The organism is Klebsiella sp. JB_Kp004, assembly GCF_040065795.1.
GTDB classification, from domain to species: domain Bacteria; phylum Pseudomonadota; class Gammaproteobacteria; order Enterobacterales; family Enterobacteriaceae; genus Klebsiella; species Klebsiella quasipneumoniae.
The window spans coordinates 171787-188251 of record NZ_JBEAKW010000003.1; the positions used below are offsets into that span (position 1 = coordinate 171787).

Genomic DNA, 16465 nt, shown 5'->3' on the forward strand with positions numbered 1-16465 from the left:
GTTAGCCGCCACCGGGGATGGGTGATGAAGCCTTCTGTTTCTGACTATCCCGGATCGTGCTTGTCACAAAGGCGACCACAAACAGCGCGCTGAACAGCACCACGATAGTCGGCGCCGGCGCGCTATCGAGATAAAACGCCAGCCACACCCCTCCCGCCGAGCAGCAGACCGCTACCGCCACCGCCAGCAGCAGGGCGTGGATAAAGCGCCGTACCAGCAGGAGCGCGATCGCCCCGGGGGCAATCAGCAGCGAAATCGACAGAATAATCCCTACCGACTGCAGCGTCGCGACGATGGTCAGGGCGATCATGCACAGCATGCCGTAGTGCAGCAGTCCGCCGCGCAGGCCGCTGGCTTTGGCCTGCGTCGGATCGAAGGCGTGCAACAAAAAATCCCGCCATTTCAGTCCGATAATCAGCGCAATCACCAGCGCGATAGCCACCGTTTGTCCAATATCGCTGAGGGAGATGCCGAGCATGTCGCCGAACAGAATATGGTCGAGATGGACGTCGGACTGGATCGCTACGTACAGCACCAGCCCGGCGCCAAACATGCCGGAGAAGACAATCCCCATGATGGTATCGCGTTTGAGGCGGCTGTTATCGTCGAGAAAACCGGTCGTCACGGCGCAGAGCAGCCCGGCGATAAACGCGCCGATGGCGAAGGGGATGCCGATAATGTAGGCCAGCACCACGCCGGGAAAGACCGCGTGGCTCATGGCGTCGCCCATCAGCGCCCAGCCTTTGAGCACCAGAAAGACCGACAGCAGCGCGCAGGGCACGGCAACGACCATCGATACTGTTATCGCGTTGACCATAAAAGGAAACTGGAACGGGGCCAGGATCAGATTCAGCATGCGGCCTCCCCGGCGCGGCGGCGGTTGGCCAGCAGGCCATGCTTCGGCGCGAAGATAAAGGTGATGAGGAACAGCAGCGTTTGCGCCACCACGATAATGCCGCCGGTGGCGCCGTCGAGGTAGTAACTGAGCCAGGCGCCGAAGAAGCTGGTCAGGCTGCCGATGGCGACGGCGATGGCCAGCAGGCGCGGGAAGCGGTCGGTTAACAGCCAGGCGGTGGCGCCGGGGGTGACCACCAGGCAGATAACCAGAAAGGCGCCGACGGTCTGCAGCGCCGCTACGGTGCAGGCCGCCAGCAGGGTAAAGAACAGCAGCTTCAGGCCGCGGGTGTTCAGACCAATCGAGCGGGCGTGGTGCTCATCGAAGAAGGTCACCATCAGATCTTTCCACTTCAACAGCAGGATCGCCATCGAGATAAAGCCGATCGCCGCCAGCTGGATAATATCCTCCGGGGCGATGGCCAGAATATTGCCGAGAATAATGGTCTGGATATTCACCGACGTCGGGTTCAGCGACACCATAAACAGCCCGATCCCGAAGAAGGAGGAGAAGATCAGGCCGATAATCGCATCCTCTTTCAGCCGCGACCGCTGCTGCAAAAACAGCATACTGCCCGCCGCCAGGCCGCCGGAGAGAAACGCGCCGAGGGCAAACGGCAGGCCGAGCATATAGGCCCCGGCGACGCCGGGCACAATCGAGTGGGAAAGGGCGTCGCCAATCAGCGACCAGCCCTTCAGCATCAGGTAGCAGGAGAGAAAGGCGCAGACGCCGCCCACCAGCGCCGCCACCCACATCGCATTGAGCATATAGTGATAGCCAAACGGCTCCAGCAGCCAACTCATCGTGGGCCTCCCGCCGCGCGCCGGCTGATAAACGGCCGCTCGTCATCGGTGATAATCTGCGCTTCCGCACCGGTGAGCGCGACGTGGCGCAGTACGCCGCTGAAAGCCCGCTCCAGATTCTCGGCGGTGAAGGTGGTTTCTGTCGGGCCGCTGGCCAGCACGGTGCCTTTTACCATCACCGTGTAATCGCAAAATTCACTTACGGACCCGAGATTATGGGTGGAGACCAGCATGGTACAGCCCTCATCGCGGAGCTCGCGCAGCAGGCTGATGATCCGCGCTTCGGTCTGCACATCGACGCCGGTAAAAGGCTCATCCAGCAGGATCACCTGGCCCTGCTGAGCGATGGCGCGGGCAAGGAAGACGCGCTTTTTCTGCCCGCCGGAGAGCTCGCCAATTTGCCGATGGCGGTACTCGCTCATGCCCACGCGGGCCAGCGCGGCATCGACAATCTCGCGATCGCGCGGCTTTGCCCGCCGCAGCCAGCCCATATGGCCGTAGCGGCCCATCATCACCACATCCTCCACCAGCACCGGGAAGGACCAGTCCACCTCTTCCGACTGCGGGACATAGGCGACCAGGTTCTGGCGCAGCGCGCGGTTGACCGGCTGGCCGAGGATGGCGATCTCGCCGTGACCGACGCGCACAAAGCCCATCAGCGCTTTAAACAGTGTGGATTTACCCGAGCCGTTAACCCCCACCAGCGCGGCAATAGAGCCGCGCGGTACGCTGAACGAGGCGTCGCGCAGGGCGGTGTGGCCGTTGCGCCAGGTGACGGTGAGCTGGTCGACATACAGACCCGCTTGCGCAGTATTCATGGCTGTTTCCTCATCCCGTCCTGGATACCGTTGACGATGGTTTCGGTGGTGACGCGCAGCAGGTCGAGCCAGGTCGGCACCGGGCCGTCGGCGGCGCTCAGCGAATCGACATACAGCACGCCGCCGTAGTGGGCGCCGGCTTCGCGCGCCACCTGACGCGCCGGTTTATCGGAGATGGTGCTTTCGCTGAAGATGGTCGGGATCTGTTCTTTCTTCATGGTGTCGATAACCTTGCGCACCTGTTGCGGAGTGCCCTGCTGGTCGGCGTTAATCGGCCACAGATACAGTTCGCGCAGGCCATAGTCGCGGGCCAGATAGGAGAAGGCTCCCTCGCTGGTGACCAGCCAGCGCTTATCCTCGGGCAGCTGCGCCAGTCTGGCCTGCAGCGGCGCCATCGTCTGGCGGATCTTCTCTTTATAGGCCTCGGCGTTGCGGCGATAGGTGTCGGCGTGAGGCGGATCGTATTTCACCAGCGCATCGCGAATATTATCGACATAGATCAGGGCGTTATCTGCCGACATCCAGGCATGGGGATTGGGCTTTCCGCTATAGGGGCCTGCGCTGATGCCCATCGGCTGGATCCCCTCGCTGACCACCACCTCCGGGACGCCCTGCAGGTGCTGATAAAAGCGGGCAAACCACCGTTCGAGATTGAGACCGTTGCTGAGGATCAGCTGCGCCCCCTGCGCGCGTTTGATATCGCCGGGAGTAGGCTGGTAGTCATGGATCTCCGCGCCCGGTTTGGTGATGGAGCTGACGACGGCGGCATCGCCGGCCACGTTCTGCGCCATATCGGCGATAACCGTGAAGGTGGTGATAACCCTGAATTTCTCCTGCGCCGAGGCCGGCGCCGCGGCCAGCAGGGCCAGCGCGCTGGCCAGCAGCCATGATTTCAGCGGTGTCAGGTGCAGCATAGGATCCCTCGCAATGATGTGGTTAATTTCCCAGCGTTTATAGCCATTGCTATGTTATATAGCACAAGCTATTTATAAATGAAAATAATTCTTATTTGCATACGTGGTTAATAATGAGCCGGGAAACGAAAGCGATAAGAAAGGGGAGAGATAAGGCTGGCCCGGCGCGAACCGGGCGAAGATCAAGAGATATCGGCGACCGACTGGCGCGGGATCAGGCGGCCAGCCAGCGAGCGGCCCTCGGCGGTGAAGGTTGGCCGGTCGTCAATCAGGCTGCGGATACGCTGAATACAGTTATCCAGCAGCGCCTCCAGTGGCCAGGAGATGCAGGTCAGCGGTGGGTAGAGCAGCGAGGCGAGCGGGGAATCCTCAAGGCTCAGCAGGGAGACCTCCTGCGGGACGGCGATGGTGAATTCGCGCAGCAGGCGCATTGCCTCAGCCGCGTAGCGGTCACGTTTAACGATAATGACTGAGTATTTACTGAAGCTGTTAATTAAGGTCAGCAGCGCCTGTTCGACATCATCGTTGGCCGTCAGCACCAGCTGGCGGTTAAAAGGAATGGAGTAGTTCTGCAGAACGTTGCGGTAGCCTTCCATCATCTGGCGGCTGGCATCGTCGCTATCGCTGTCCACCAGCAGGGCGATGCTGCGGTGTCCCTTGCCAATCACATAGCGGCAGGCGCTTTCAGTGGCGAAGGCGAAGTCATAGCCCTGGCTGTTGCTCCCGGCGACGCCGAAACGGTCAAAGGCGATAACGTTGCGCGGCGCGTCGGCAGCAACGGCGCCCAGCACCACCACCGCCACGCACTGGCGCTGCAGATCGTCGATCGCCGCCGCCTGCTCTGCCGGATCGCTGACATACTGGACCAGCAGGCTTTTATTCAGCCCTTTCAGCGCCTGCGAGAGGAGCGGCAGCAGACGCGCGCCGTTGCTCTCGTCCTGCGCGGAAATCACCAGACCAACGTGGCTGGATGTCTGACTGGCGAGGTTTTGCGCGGCAAAGCTCGGGCGATAGTTGAGTTCTTCAACGGCCCGCAGCACAGCTTCCCGGCTCTCTTCGCGCACGCCCCGGGTGCCGGTCAGCACGCGGGAAACCGTCGCTCTTGAGACATTCGCTAATCTTGAAACATCATCAATCGTTGGCATGGCTTTTTCTGTCTGGACATTTTCGCCTAGCTTAACATACCTGCTGAAAAAAGTGTCTACCGTGGCCCGTCCACGGCGCCGGGCAGACGGGGCAGCCAGGCCGCGCCGCGCACGCCGCTGGCGTCGCCGAAGCGGGCCGGTTTGATCTGCGTGCGGCAGCTGTCGGAGAAGATCCACGGAACGATGGCGGCAGGCAGATCGCGATAGATCTGGCTGACGTTGGACAGACCGCCGCCCAGCACAATCACCTGCGGGTCGAGAATATTGATCACCGACGCCAGGCTACGGGCAAAGGCATCGATAAAGTGTCGCCAGTGGGCCAGCGCGCACGGAGCGCCGTTTTGCGCCGCGGCGACAATGGCTTCCGCACGGGCTTGTTCCCCATAGCGGCGGGCGAAGCCGGTGCCGGAGAGAAAGCTTTCGATGCAGTTCGTTTTGCCGCAGTAGCAGGGCTGCGGCGGGCCATCCCGCTCAGAAGTATAGCCCGGCAGCGGATTATGCCCCCACTCCCCGGCGATAGCGTTGGGACCGCTAAGCAGCTGTTGATGAACGGCGATCCCGCCACCGCAGCCGGTACCGATAATCACCCCGAAGACGGTGGCGGCCCCGGCGCCGGCGCCATCTACCGCCTCCGAAAGGGTGAAGCAGTCGGCATCGTTTGCCATCCACACCGGCTGGCCAAGCTGCTGCATGATATCCCGGCGCAGATCGTGGCCGTTGAGCACCAGGCAGTTGCAGTTTTTAATGCGTCCGCTTTGCGGATCGATTGCCCCAGGCAGGCCGATCCCCAGAGTGAATGGCTGGGAGCTGACCGCGCGAATATCGGCAATCAGGGTCAGCAGCTGACGCATAAAGGCGTCATAGCTATCTTTGTGGGTCGGCCGACGCAGGCGCTGGACGCATTCGCCTGCCGGGTCCAGCAGTACGGCTTCCATTTTGGTGCCGCCAATATCTATTCCAAGATGTAACATAGTGACCTCGGGGAATCAGACCCGGCCAGCGCGTCTGGCCGGGCAAGGCGCTAGGCGTGAAGCGGTTGCGCGCGGTAAATCGCAATCAGTTCGGCAATCAGCTCTTTCGCCAGAATGGAGGTCATCAGGTGATCCTGAGCATGGACCATCACCAGCGTCATTTTGGTTTTTCCCTCGCCTTCGTCAGCTTCGATAAGCTGGGTCTGCACAAGGTGAGCTTCGCGAGAATAGTGCGCCGCCTCTTGCATTTTGGCGTCGGCGGTGGCGAAATCACCCGCTTTAGCGGCGTGCAGCGCTTCGTAGCACAGGCTACGGGACTGGCCGGCGTTGATGATGATCCCCATCACCTGTTCTTCTAATTCCATGATTATCCTCTGAATCGTTAGCGTTAAGCGGTTTGCGCCGCGTTATCAGCCTGGCCGACGGCGTTTTCACGCTCCTGGGCCAGCAGCTGTTTTTCGTAAGCTTTGAGAAATGGCAGGTACATCACCATGGCAGTGGCCATACAAATGAGGCACAGAATCACCGGGCTAAAGCTCCAGTTCGCCGCCCACGAGGCGCCGATAGGGGCCGGCGTCGTCCACGGCGTCATCGACACTACGCGGCTGACCAGGTCCAGCTTCAGCGCAAAGTACGCCAGGGTCGCGTTGACCATCGGCACCAGCACGAACGGCAGGAAAAACAGTGGGTTCATGATGATCGGCGCGCCGAAGAGGATCGGTTCGTTAATATTGAATACCCCCGGCACGACCCCCATCCGGCCAATCGTCCGTAGATGCACGGCCTTGCTGCGCAGCAGCATCAGCGCCAGCGGCAGGGTGGAGCCGACGCCGCCGATCAGCAGATAGTGATCCCAGAAGCCCTGGACATAGATGTGCGGGATAGCGGTACCTGCCGCCATCGCCGCCTGATTGACCGACAGGTTGGCCATCCAGAACGGGTTCATGATCCCGGTGACGATCAGCGCGCCGTGGATCCCGGCGAACCACAGCACCTGACAGACCAGCACTGACAACATAATGGCCGGCAGCGTATCGGAAGCCGCGACCAGCGGTTTGACCAGCGACATGATCGCTTCCGGAATGATCATCCCCAGCTGAGCCTCGATAAACAGGTTCAGCGGATGCAGCGTCAGAATGATCGCCAGCACCGGGATCAGGATCTCGAACGAGCGCGCCACCCCGGCAGGCACTTCCGGCGGCAGACGAATGGTGATGTTATGCCGCTTGAGGAAGGCGTACAGCTCGGTGGAATAGATGGCCACCAGAATGGCGGTGAAAATCCCCTGACCGGAGAAGTAGGCAGTAGAGATCTGGCCATCTTTCAGCGGCGCGGCCACCAGCAGAAAAGACATCAGCGACAGCATCCCGGCGGTCAGCGAGTCCAGGTGATGGTGTTTGGCGAGGCTGGCGGCGATCCCGACGGCAATGAACAGGGTCATCACCCCCATGCTGAAGTTGAACGGCAGCATCAGCGCATCGCGATGATCGAGCGAAAATTGCAGCCAGGCGCGGGCAAAGCCCCACGTCGTATCCGGAGAAAACGGCGGAAAGATAAATACCAGCAAAAACGAGCCTACGATCATAAAGGGCAGGGCGGTAATAAAACCGTCGCGGATCGAGGTGACGTATTTTTGCTGGCCGATCGCCCCCGCCATAGGCGTGATCTGCCGTTCGATCACATCGATCAGTTTAGCGTACAGAGAGCTCATGTTCTTTCCTTAGTTCTTGTTTTCAATGAGGGAAAGGGCGAAATCGAGGACCGCGGCGCCTTTTTGCATGCCGTAGTCCATCATATTGATGGGTTCGACGCGGATACCGTATTTATCCGCCTGTTTTTGCAGATCCTGCTGCATGTATTTCACCTGCGGCCCCAGCAGCACCACCTGATAATGGCCAACCTGTTCGGCGAACTCCGCTACGCCATAGGCATTGATCTCTACCGGCAGATCCCGCTGTTCGGCTTCGGCAATCATTTTTTTCATCAGCAGGCTGGTGGACATGCCTGCCGAACAACACAACATTATTTTTTTCATAAGTACCGCTCCTGATGAGGTTGGATGAGCGGACTATAGTCAAAATGGATGCATTACGGAAAGCGCTTTCCGTTTGTGGATTTATTAATTGTGACCATGATCACCTATGGCAGGCTTTCACTTTCCGGTGTTGTGGGCGATCATCCCGGCGAGACAACCATTCGCAAAGGTAGGAGTATGAACATTCAGTTAATGAATGTGGCCGTGGATATCATCGAGCAGCGGCTGGCGCCGCTGGCGAATGTTCTGACGCGCAACAACCACATTACGGCGATGCGCGATAGCTTTGCGCTGGCGATGCCCTTTGTGATTGTTGGCAGCCTGTTGGTGCCCATTTTGTTTCCGCCCGTTTCCATAGACGGCGCCTCGCGTTTCGGCCAGGTCTATTTGCTGCTGCGGCCTATCCTGCTGCCGACCTTTCAGCTAACCATTGGCCTGGTGGCGCTGATTGTCGCCTTCGGCGCCAGCGCCAGTCTCGCCAAGCAGTACCGTCTGCCGGAACGGCTCTGCGGTTTAACCGGGTGTCTGGCTTTTCTGCTGTTTATCGGCTTTCGCGAGACTGCGGTGAGCAATGTTTATCTCGGCGGTATGGGGATATTTACCGCCCTGATATCCAGCACCTATTCCATTGAGATAATTCGCTTTTTCTACAAAAAAGGCTGGTGTATTCGCTTGCCTGATGAAGTGCCGCTGATGACCCGCAATGGCTTTCAACTGCTGATCCCGCTGCTGGTGGTGATGCTGTCGATAAGCGTGATGAATGCCATACTGCTGCAGACCACCGGACGCATCGTACCGGAGTTGATCAGCGAAGCGGTGCGGCCGCTGGTGCTGGCGTCCGACACGCTGATGGCGGTACTGATCTCTTTATTTATCTGTAACTTACTCTGGTTTATCGGTATCCATGGCGCGCTGATCATCACCGGGATCATGAACCCCTTCTGGATGACCTATCTGTTTGAAAATCAGCAGGCGCTGGCGGCGGGTTCGCCAACGCTGCCGCATATTTATCTGCAGGGGTTCTGGGATTTTTACCTGCTGATCGGCGGTATTGGCTCCACTTTGCCGCTGGTGCTGATGGCGATGCGCAGCCGCTCGCGGCAGCTGAAAAGCGTGGCAAAAATTGGCCTGCTGCCGTCGCTGTTTAATATCAACGAGCCAATACTGTTTGGTTTTCCGGTAATCATGAACCCGGTTTTTTTACTGCCGTTTCTCTTTGTTCCGCTGATAAATGCCTGTATCGCATGGTATTTAACTCAGCTGGGTATCCTCGACCGCGCGGTGGCGATGCTGCCATGGTCGATGCCTTCCCCGCTGGGGGCAGCATGGTCGGCGAACGGTAGCTGGAAAAATTTGTGTATGAGCCTGTTCGCGATGTTTAACGCCTGGATGCTCTATCGCCCCTTCTTCAAAGTGTACGAACGCCAGCTCGCGGAAACCGAACGCTGACCCCCTCGCCGTCGGCGGCTTATCCCCCGGCGGCACTCATTCACCTGCTCCTCCTTCCGCTCTGCTGCCGGCTCCCGGCGGCATTCTTGTTATTTTATGTGATCAGTCTCACGAATATATTCGTCGCAGAGCGAATTTTGTGAACCAGATAGGCAATTATGGAAAGCGCTTTCCATTAACGGATGTACATTTCCATTTTTGATCCGTAAATTTCCCCTCCGTTATCGGTTCGTGTTAACAAACATAACGTGGGAAAAAAATAATGATAAAGCTGAAACATTCAATACCTCTGGCTCTCCTCTCGCTGGCAGGGGCCAGCAGCCTGGCCTGCGCCGATCCGAAGTATGATTTTGCGCTGCATGGCTATATCCGCTCCGGGATCCTGGCGAACTCCGATGGCAACCGCGCGGACTCCGTCGGCCTGATGCCGGACGGTAAGTGGCGACTGGGCAACGAAGAAGACACCAAGATCGAACTGATCCCCACCGTGACGCTGACGGCGGACAGCGGCGTGGTGGCGAAAGTGCAGGCCAACCTCACTCACCAGTCGAAATGCACCTCCGACTGGAACTGTCAGGATGACGATGGCCATGACGTACAGTTTCGCGAAGGGTTCGCCGAGCTGAGCAATCTGGATTTTGCGCCGGAGATGACCTTCTGGGCCGGTAAGCGCTACAGCAGCTCCAACACCTCCAGCCATCAGTTCGACTGGGAGTACATTCAGTACAACGGCACCGGCGGCGGCTTCGACAACATGGATCTCGGCTTCGCCCGCTTCGACGCCGGGGTCTACGCCTTTTCACCCACCGATGAAACCAAAGCCTACCCGGTGGATAAGGGAGATCAGGGCTACCCGGATGACTATTCCCTCAACCTGTGGCTGAAAAAGATCGCCGGGACAGGCTTCGATCTGGAGCTGATCGGCCACCATATGAACCGTAACGAAAACCACCCGACTTCCGCCGAGAAGGGTTATGGCGTGACCGGTATTTATAACTTTGACGGTTTCTATGGCCTGACCGGAGGCTACTCCCGCCTCGCATTGCAGTACGGGAAAGGGCTGGCGGCGGGTGACTCGCTGGGTAAAAACGGCTGGGGCTGGGCCAATCTGGAAAACACTCAGTCCTGGCGAGTGGTGCTGGATAGCGTGGCCTCGATGGGCGACCTGGAGATCTCGACCTTCGCTTTCTGGCAGAAAGATAAAAACTACCGCTGGTGGACGGAAGATGACCGTGGCTGGGGACGCTCGATGTGGGTCGCCGGTATCCGCCCTTATCATCAGATCACCCGCAACTTTGCCATGCAGTACGAGCTGGGCTACGAATACCTGGATGACAAAAACTACAAAGGGGTCAACGGCAAAGGCAAAGGCGGCCTGACCAAAGTCACCGTTGCGCCAACCCTGACCTTTGACTCCGGTTTCTGGGCACGCCCGCAGCTGCGCTTCTTCGTCACCTACGCGAAGTGGGATAAAGGTGTCTCCGATGCGCTGGACGGCAACTACAACTGGGATACCAATACCATCACCGCCGGCGGGTATTCCCGCAGTGGCTCTACCGACACCGTTAACTTCGGCGTACAGGCCGAGGTCTGGTTCTAAGGAGAGACAACGATGAAGCCGATGAAAAACCTGCTGCTGATGGGGCTGCTGTCCGCGCTGGGAGCCGGCGGGGCGCTGGCCGCCGAGCGCTCGCACTTTACGCACTTTATCACTCGCGACGGCGCCACCCTCAAGGACGGCGACAAGGTGTTTCGTTTCGCCGGGATCCACGCGCCGGAGCTGCACCGCATTGAAGACGACGCCCGCGGCCCCTGCAGAGCAGACCCGCGCGGCTGGGGACAATACTTTAAATGGCCAACTGCGCAGGAGCAGCAAAACTGGATCCAGGCGATGGTGCAAACCGGGGCGAAAGCCCAGCGCGTCTACGTGCTGTCGGTGCAGCAGGAATTTGATAAAGCCTGCGGGCGCGAGACCCATATTCTGGCGCCGGAAACGGCGGACGGCATGCCGCGGCTGAATGAGAAAGCCATGCGGGTGTATGACAACATGATTGCCGAAGCGGACAAACAGGGATTGCGTCTGATCCTGCCGTTTATCGACCACTGGTGGTGGTGGGGCGGGCGCGAGCAGCTGGCGGCGTTCTATCATGAAAAAGCGGAAGACTTTTATCGGACCGATAGCAAGACCTTCAAAGCCTATCTGGATGTGATCCGCCAGGTTATCACCCGGACAAATACCGTCACCGGTCGCGCCTACTATGATGAAAAGGCGATCATGGCCTGGGAAACCGGTAACGAGCTGGAGGATACCAACGCCGATTTCCTGCATCAGACCGCGGCGTGGATTAAAAAATGGGCCCCTCATCAGCTGGTGGTGGATGGCACCTATAAGAAAATCAATTCCTTTGCGCTGACCGACCCCAATGTAGATATCGTCAGCAATCACTATTACACCAATGCCGATAATAACCATCCCGGGCAGGTGACGCAGGATCTGCGCGCCGTCGGCGGGCAAAAAGTCTATCTCGTCGGCGAGTTTGGCCTGCTGCCGGCGGATCAACTGAACGCCATTATGCAGTCGATCGTTCACAGCAACGTCAACGGGGCGCAAGCCGCCGGCGGGCTTATCTGGGGCTTCCGCGGCCATCGTCACGACGGCGGCTTCTACTGGCATAAGGAGTCGACCGGGCACTACAGTTACCACCTGCCGGGGTTTGCCAAAGAAGGCGAAGCGAACCAGGAGCAGGCGGTGGTCGATCTGGTGCGCACGGCCGCAGCGCAGATGGCCGGGCAGCAGACGATGGCGCCGCTGCCGAAGCCGGACGCGCCTTTGCTGCGCGAGACCACCTCGCCCTTCGCGATCAACTGGATGGGAACCGCGGTGGGACGCAGCTACGATGTCGAACGCGCCGCCTCGCCGACCGGGCCGTGGACGGTGGTGGGCCGGGATATCTCCGATGGCGTTAACGAATGGAATCCGGAAACCATGGTTCTGTTCCGCGACGATTATCGTCAGCTTCAGCTCGGGCATACGTATTACTACCGGGTGACGGCGAAAAACGAGAGCGGTCATTCGGCTCCTTCCAATGTGATTAGCGTGCAGCATAGCGAGGAGAATCAGCCGCCGGTTGTCACGCTGGAACCGGCCCTAACCACCACGCAGGACCAGGGCGTCGAGCTTACGGCCAGCTGGCAGGACGATGGCCTGCCGTCGCGAGAGGTTAAGGTGGGCTGGCAGCACGCCGGTGAGGGACAGGTGCATTTTTGCCATGCCGATCGGGCTCAAACCCGGGCCTGGTTTACGGCGCCAGGTACCTATGCGCTGACTTTCACGGCGGACGATGGGCTGCTGAAAAGCAGCAAAACCGTGACCGTGACGGTGGGCGAAGCGACGGGGAAAGCGCCAGCGGATTTTTGTCGTTATTACGGCGAAGTTTATGGCGTGGCTGAGGGTCGGCTGACGGTGATGAAGAGTGATAAAGACGCGCTGACAGTTGGCGAGGACGGCTTCCTCGGCCCATTTGCCAACGAGGGGGATAAGATCAGCTGGCAGGTGCAGGCGCCGTGGAGCGGTCAGTTCCTGCTCAATGTAACCTTCAACGGCAAATGGGGCGGTAAGCAGAACTCATTTGTCGTCAACGGGGGCGCTCCGCAGGCCGTGGCCTTCCCGCAGACGGATGAGCAGGGCCAGCAGCTGCGGATACCGGTGACGCTTAACGCGGGGACTAATCAGATTGACTTCGGCCGCTTCGCCGGCGACTGGGGCTATATGTTCATTAAATCGATCGAAGTGGTCGCTGAGTAGTACGTTCAGGCTGCGCCAGACGGGCGCAGCCTTTTTTCGAAGGAGAGGTTATGCAGCAATATCAGTTTCCGCAAGGGTTTCTATGGGGGGCGGCGGCGTCCGGCCCGCAAACGGAAGGGGTCACCAATAAGCACCATCGTTCCATCTGGGACAGTTGGTTTGCCGAACAGCCGGAGCGATTTTATCAGCAGGTAGGGCCGCAAACCGTGTGTGATACTTATCATCAGTATCCGCAGGACGTGGCGCTGATGAAAAAGACCGGCTTCAACTCGTTTCGCACCTCAATTCAGTGGTCACGACTGATCGCTGATTTGGAAACCGGCGCGCCGGACCCGGACGCGGTGCGTTTTTATCACGCCTATCTCGATGAGATGATCGCCAACGGCATTGAGCCGATGATCAATCTCTACCACTTTGATATGCCGGAAGCGCTGCAGAAACAGTACGGCGGCTTTGAATCGGCGCACGTGGCCGAGCTGTTTGCCCGCTTTGCCCGCACCGCCTTTAGCCTGTTTGGCCATAAGGTTAAATACTGGATAACCTTCAACGAACCGATTGTGCCGGTTGAGGGGGGCTACCTGTACGACTTCCACTATCCGTGTAAGAAAGATGGCCGGCTGGCGGCGCAGGTGGCGTTTAACATTATGCTGGCGCACGCCAAAGCGGTCACGGCTTATCGTGAACTGGCGCTGGCGGGCGAGATCGGCGTGGTGCTCAACCTGACCCCGAGCTATACGCTCACCGACAGCGACGCGGATAAAAAGGCCGCCGGGTATGCCGACCTGTTTTTTAACCGCAGCTTCCTTGACCCGCTGGTAAAACATGAATTCCCCAAAGCGCTGTGCGAGATCCTCGCCGCCCACGACTGCCTGCCGACGACCAGCAAAGACGACGTGGCGTTGATCCTCAGCGCGGAGATCGATTTTCTTGGGGTGAATTATTACGTGCCGCGGCGGGTAAAAGCGCGTGAGAGCGAATATGACCTCGATTATTTCACCCCGGAATACTATTTCGAAAACGCGGTGAACCCGCAGGGCCGCTTTAACCCCTATCGTGATAACAACGAGATCCTGCCGCAGGCTATTTATGACATTGCCGCCAATATTCGCGAAAACTACGGCAATATTAAGTGGTATCTCGCGGAAATCGGCATCGCGATGGATCGAGAATCAGAGGGAGAGCCCGGGGCGGACGGGGTGATAGACGATAATTTTCGCATACAGCTGATGGAGGAGCATCTGGTGCAACTGCACCGCGCCATTGCCGACGGCGCGAACTGCTTTGGCGTACACCAGTGGACGTTTATCGACAACTGGTCGTGGATCAATGCCTTCAAACGGCGCTACGGCTTCTGGCGACTGGATCTGGAGACCGGCGAGCGACAGATAAAACGCAATGCGCTGTGGTTTGCCGAACTGGCGACCAGCAACGGTTTTACCAGCGATAAATAGCGCGCTGCGCCAGCGCTCCCTCTCACCGGCGCGCAAAGGGGGAGCGCACGAGGTTACACCAGTTCGTCTTTATTAATACCCAGCCGCTTCATGCGCGACAGGAGCGTGGTGCGCTTGAGCCCCAGCCGCTGGGCGGCGCCCTTCGGCCCGGCCACCACGCCGTTGCTCTCCTTCAGCACCCGGACGATCAGCTGATATTCATCTTCGCCTTCCTCAGGCAGGACCTCTGGCGACCGCGGAGGCTCGACGATATCCCGCTCCGGCAGGGAGAGCTGCAGCACGTTACCCCGGGTCAGCAGCACCGCCCGTTCGATGACGTTTTCCAGCTCGCGCACGTTGCCCGGCCACTCCATGCGCGTCAGGGTACGCAGGGTCTCCGCCGGAATGCTGTCGATATTGCGTCCCATGCGGCGGGCGATTTTGAAGGTAAAGGCCTTCACCAGCAGCGGGATATCGTCGGGACGCTCGCGCAGCGGCGGCAGGTGGATCGGGAACACGTTGAGCCGGTAGTAGAGGTCGCTGCGAAATTCCCTGTCGATAACCATCTGCTTGAGATCGCGGTTGGTGGCGGCGATCAGTCGGACGTCGGTCTGGATCAGCTTGTTGCTCCCCAGGCGCTCGAACTCTTGCTCCTGGAGAACGCGCAGCAGCTTGGGCTGCAGCTCCAGCGGCATATCGCCCACTTCATCAAGGAACAGGGAGCTTTTGTCCGCCAGTTCGAAGCGGCCGATACGCTGGGCGCTGGCCCCGGTGAAGGCTCCGCGTTCGTGGCCGAACAGATCGCTCTCCAGCAGACCGGCGGGCATCGCGGCGCAGTTCATCTTCACCATCCGCCGACTGTTTCGTCCGCTGAGGTTATGAATGGCGCGGGCGATAAGCTCTTTGCCGGTGCCGGTTTCACCGAGGATCAGTACTGTGCTGTCGCTGTGGGCCACCATCTCGACCTGCTTGAGCACATTGTTCATCGCCTCGCTGCGGCCGATGATCTCCCCGAATTCGCTCTCGACATTGTTGAGCTGCTCGGTGAGGGCGAGGTTCTCATCCACCAGCCGCTCTTTCAGGCGCTGAATTTCACGGTAGGCGAGGGCGTTATCGATAGCGATCGACACCCGCTCGGCGATCTGCCGCAGCAGCTTGAGATTGGTGGTGGTAAACACCTGTTCGTCGCATTGCGCCAGCTTCAGCACCCCGAGGAGGGTGTTGCCGGACATCAGCGGCAGCAGGCACAGGGTCTGGATCTTGTTGCCCCACATTTCGAAGAGCATCTTCTCGTACGGCGCGAGGGTGTCATGCTCGTGCAGATTAAGCAGCAGCATCTCTTTGCTTTTGAACACGCGCTCGGTGAGGGTGCCCGCTTCATCTACCTCGCTCTGGTCGTGAACCGGATGGCTGGCATCGAGATAGTGTGTGGAATAGATGTTGAGCTTCCCTTTGCGGTTGCTGCGCAGCACCACGCTGATGGCGTCGATCCGGAAGTAGCGATGGATCTCTTTCGCCACCTCGCTGACCAGCTCGTCGATATCCAGACGCGAGAGGACCGCGTTGGTGATCGCCACCAGGATGCGGAAGTTGTCGCGCTCGTGGCACAACAGATCGTAATCGACGTTGTTGCTGACCCGGTTCTGAATCTGCTCGCTGACGACGGCGACGATCTGCGCGAAGGTATGCAGCCGCTGGAACTCTTTCTCGCTCCATGGCCGGTTGTCACGGCGCAGAAATTCGCAACCGCCGAAGATCCGCCCGTCGGCCGCCAGCGGCAGCAGCGAGTAGTACCCGAACGGGCGATAGATCCCGCTGCGGATAAGCTGCGGCCAGGTGTCGGCAAAGGTCTCATGATCGCAATGCAGGGCATCCGGCCGGGAGAGTAAGCGGCGCACCGGTCCGTGGGCGAGCACGGTTTCATCTTCATAGCTCACCGGCTGGCCTGCCTCATCGCAGGCGTATCTGGCCGCGCGGTGGTTGCCTGCGTTCCACAGGATAATGGCCGCTTCGTCGGCCAGTGCGGACTGTTGCACCAGGCGGGTCAGGGTTTCGCTCAGCGCAGCCAGATCGGGCTGCTGTAATAAAAGCCGGGTGATATCAAACAGACCCTGCTGGCCGAGATCGCTCATCGGTGTATACGACATGGCTTACATCCAAAACGCGCCGGCAACGCGGCGCATAAGAAAATGATGGTACA

General features: G+C 59.2%; 14 protein-coding genes. 4 read left to right on the plus strand and 10 right to left on the minus strand.

All coding sequences use genetic code 11. The features are described from left to right. Position 1: 1 nt before the first annotated feature. From ABLX76_RS03990 to ABLX76_RS04030, 9 genes are all read right to left on the minus strand, one after another. Positions 2 to 856 carry a metal ABC transporter permease gene (locus tag ABLX76_RS03990; RefSeq protein WP_348874028.1) on the minus strand — a complete coding sequence of 285 codons (855 nt, stop codon included), beginning with the start codon at positions 854 to 856 and terminating at the stop codon, positions 2 to 4. Continuing rightward, positions 850 to 1698, minus strand: coding sequence for an iron/manganese ABC transporter permease subunit SitC (gene sitC, locus ABLX76_RS03995; RefSeq protein WP_023290804.1), 849 nt, complete (start codon positions 1696 to 1698; stop codon positions 850 to 852). The genes ABLX76_RS03990 and sitC overlap by 7 nt, the downstream gene beginning before the upstream one ends. Continuing rightward, positions 1695 to 2516, minus strand: coding sequence for a manganese/iron ABC transporter ATP-binding protein (locus ABLX76_RS04000; RefSeq protein ID WP_044524512.1), 822 nt, complete (start codon positions 2514 to 2516; stop codon positions 1695 to 1697). Before ABLX76_RS04000 ends, sitC begins: the two co-directional genes overlap by 4 nt. Beyond that, positions 2513 to 3430: a metal ABC transporter substrate-binding protein gene (locus ABLX76_RS04005; RefSeq protein WP_086075098.1), complete on the minus strand. Its 918-nt coding sequence runs from the start codon at positions 3428 to 3430 to the stop codon at positions 2513 to 2515. Before ABLX76_RS04005 ends, ABLX76_RS04000 begins: the two co-directional genes overlap by 4 nt. A 182-nt stretch (positions 3431 to 3612) precedes the next feature. Further along, positions 3613 to 4575 carry a LacI family DNA-binding transcriptional regulator gene (locus tag ABLX76_RS04010; protein WP_348874031.1) on the minus strand — a complete coding sequence of 321 codons (963 nt, stop codon included), beginning with the start codon at positions 4573 to 4575 and terminating at the stop codon, positions 3613 to 3615. Positions 4576 to 4631: 56 nt separating this feature from the next. Beyond that, complete coding sequence (locus tag ABLX76_RS04015; RefSeq protein WP_348874033.1) at positions 4632 to 5546, minus strand: ROK family protein; 915 nt, start codon at positions 5544 to 5546, stop codon at positions 4632 to 4634. A gap of 50 nt (positions 5547 to 5596) precedes the next feature. Next, entirely contained in the window at positions 5597 to 5911 is a 315-nt protein-coding gene (locus tag ABLX76_RS04020) for a PTS lactose/cellobiose transporter subunit IIA (RefSeq protein ID WP_002914983.1), read from the minus strand. A 23-nt stretch (positions 5912 to 5934) separates the two neighbouring features. Next, the gene (locus ABLX76_RS04025; RefSeq protein WP_348874035.1) at positions 5935 to 7257 is read right to left on the minus strand and encodes a PTS sugar transporter subunit IIC; all 1323 of its coding nucleotides are present in this window, start codon (positions 7255 to 7257) and stop codon (positions 5935 to 5937) included. Between the two features lie 9 nt (positions 7258 to 7266). Then, positions 7267 to 7581, minus strand: coding sequence for a PTS sugar transporter subunit IIB (locus ABLX76_RS04030; RefSeq protein WP_048335108.1), 315 nt, complete (start codon positions 7579 to 7581; stop codon positions 7267 to 7269). A gap of 177 nt (positions 7582 to 7758) precedes the next feature. On the opposite strand from ABLX76_RS04030, the gene ABLX76_RS04035 reads away from it, so the two are divergent. From ABLX76_RS04035 to ABLX76_RS04050, 4 genes are all read left to right on the plus strand, one after another. Then, positions 7759 to 9030: a PTS transporter subunit EIIC gene (locus tag ABLX76_RS04035; RefSeq protein ID WP_004151052.1), complete on the plus strand. Its 1272-nt coding sequence runs from the start codon at positions 7759 to 7761 to the stop codon at positions 9028 to 9030. A 262-nt stretch (positions 9031 to 9292) separates the two neighbouring features. Beyond that, on the plus strand, positions 9293 to 10630 hold the full coding sequence (locus ABLX76_RS04040; RefSeq protein WP_065881959.1) for a carbohydrate porin: 1338 nt from the start codon (positions 9293 to 9295) through the stop codon (positions 10628 to 10630). Positions 10631 to 10642: 12 nt separating this feature from the next. Next, positions 10643 to 12835 (plus strand): CBM35 domain-containing protein, encoded by a 2193-nt coding sequence (locus tag ABLX76_RS04045; protein ID WP_348874038.1) that lies wholly within the window; start codon positions 10643 to 10645, stop codon positions 12833 to 12835. 50 nt (positions 12836 to 12885) lie between these two features. After that, positions 12886 to 14286 carry a glycoside hydrolase family 1 protein gene (locus tag ABLX76_RS04050; RefSeq protein WP_348874040.1) on the plus strand — a complete coding sequence of 467 codons (1401 nt, stop codon included), beginning with the start codon at positions 12886 to 12888 and terminating at the stop codon, positions 14284 to 14286. 53 nt (positions 14287 to 14339) lie between these two features. On the opposite strand, the gene flhA is transcribed toward ABLX76_RS04050, so the two are convergent. Further along, a complete protein-coding gene (gene flhA, locus ABLX76_RS04055; RefSeq protein WP_023290801.1) occupies positions 14340 to 16412 on the minus strand; it encodes a formate hydrogenlyase transcriptional activator FlhA in 2073 nt (690 codons plus the stop codon). Positions 16413 to 16465 lie beyond the last annotated feature (53 nt).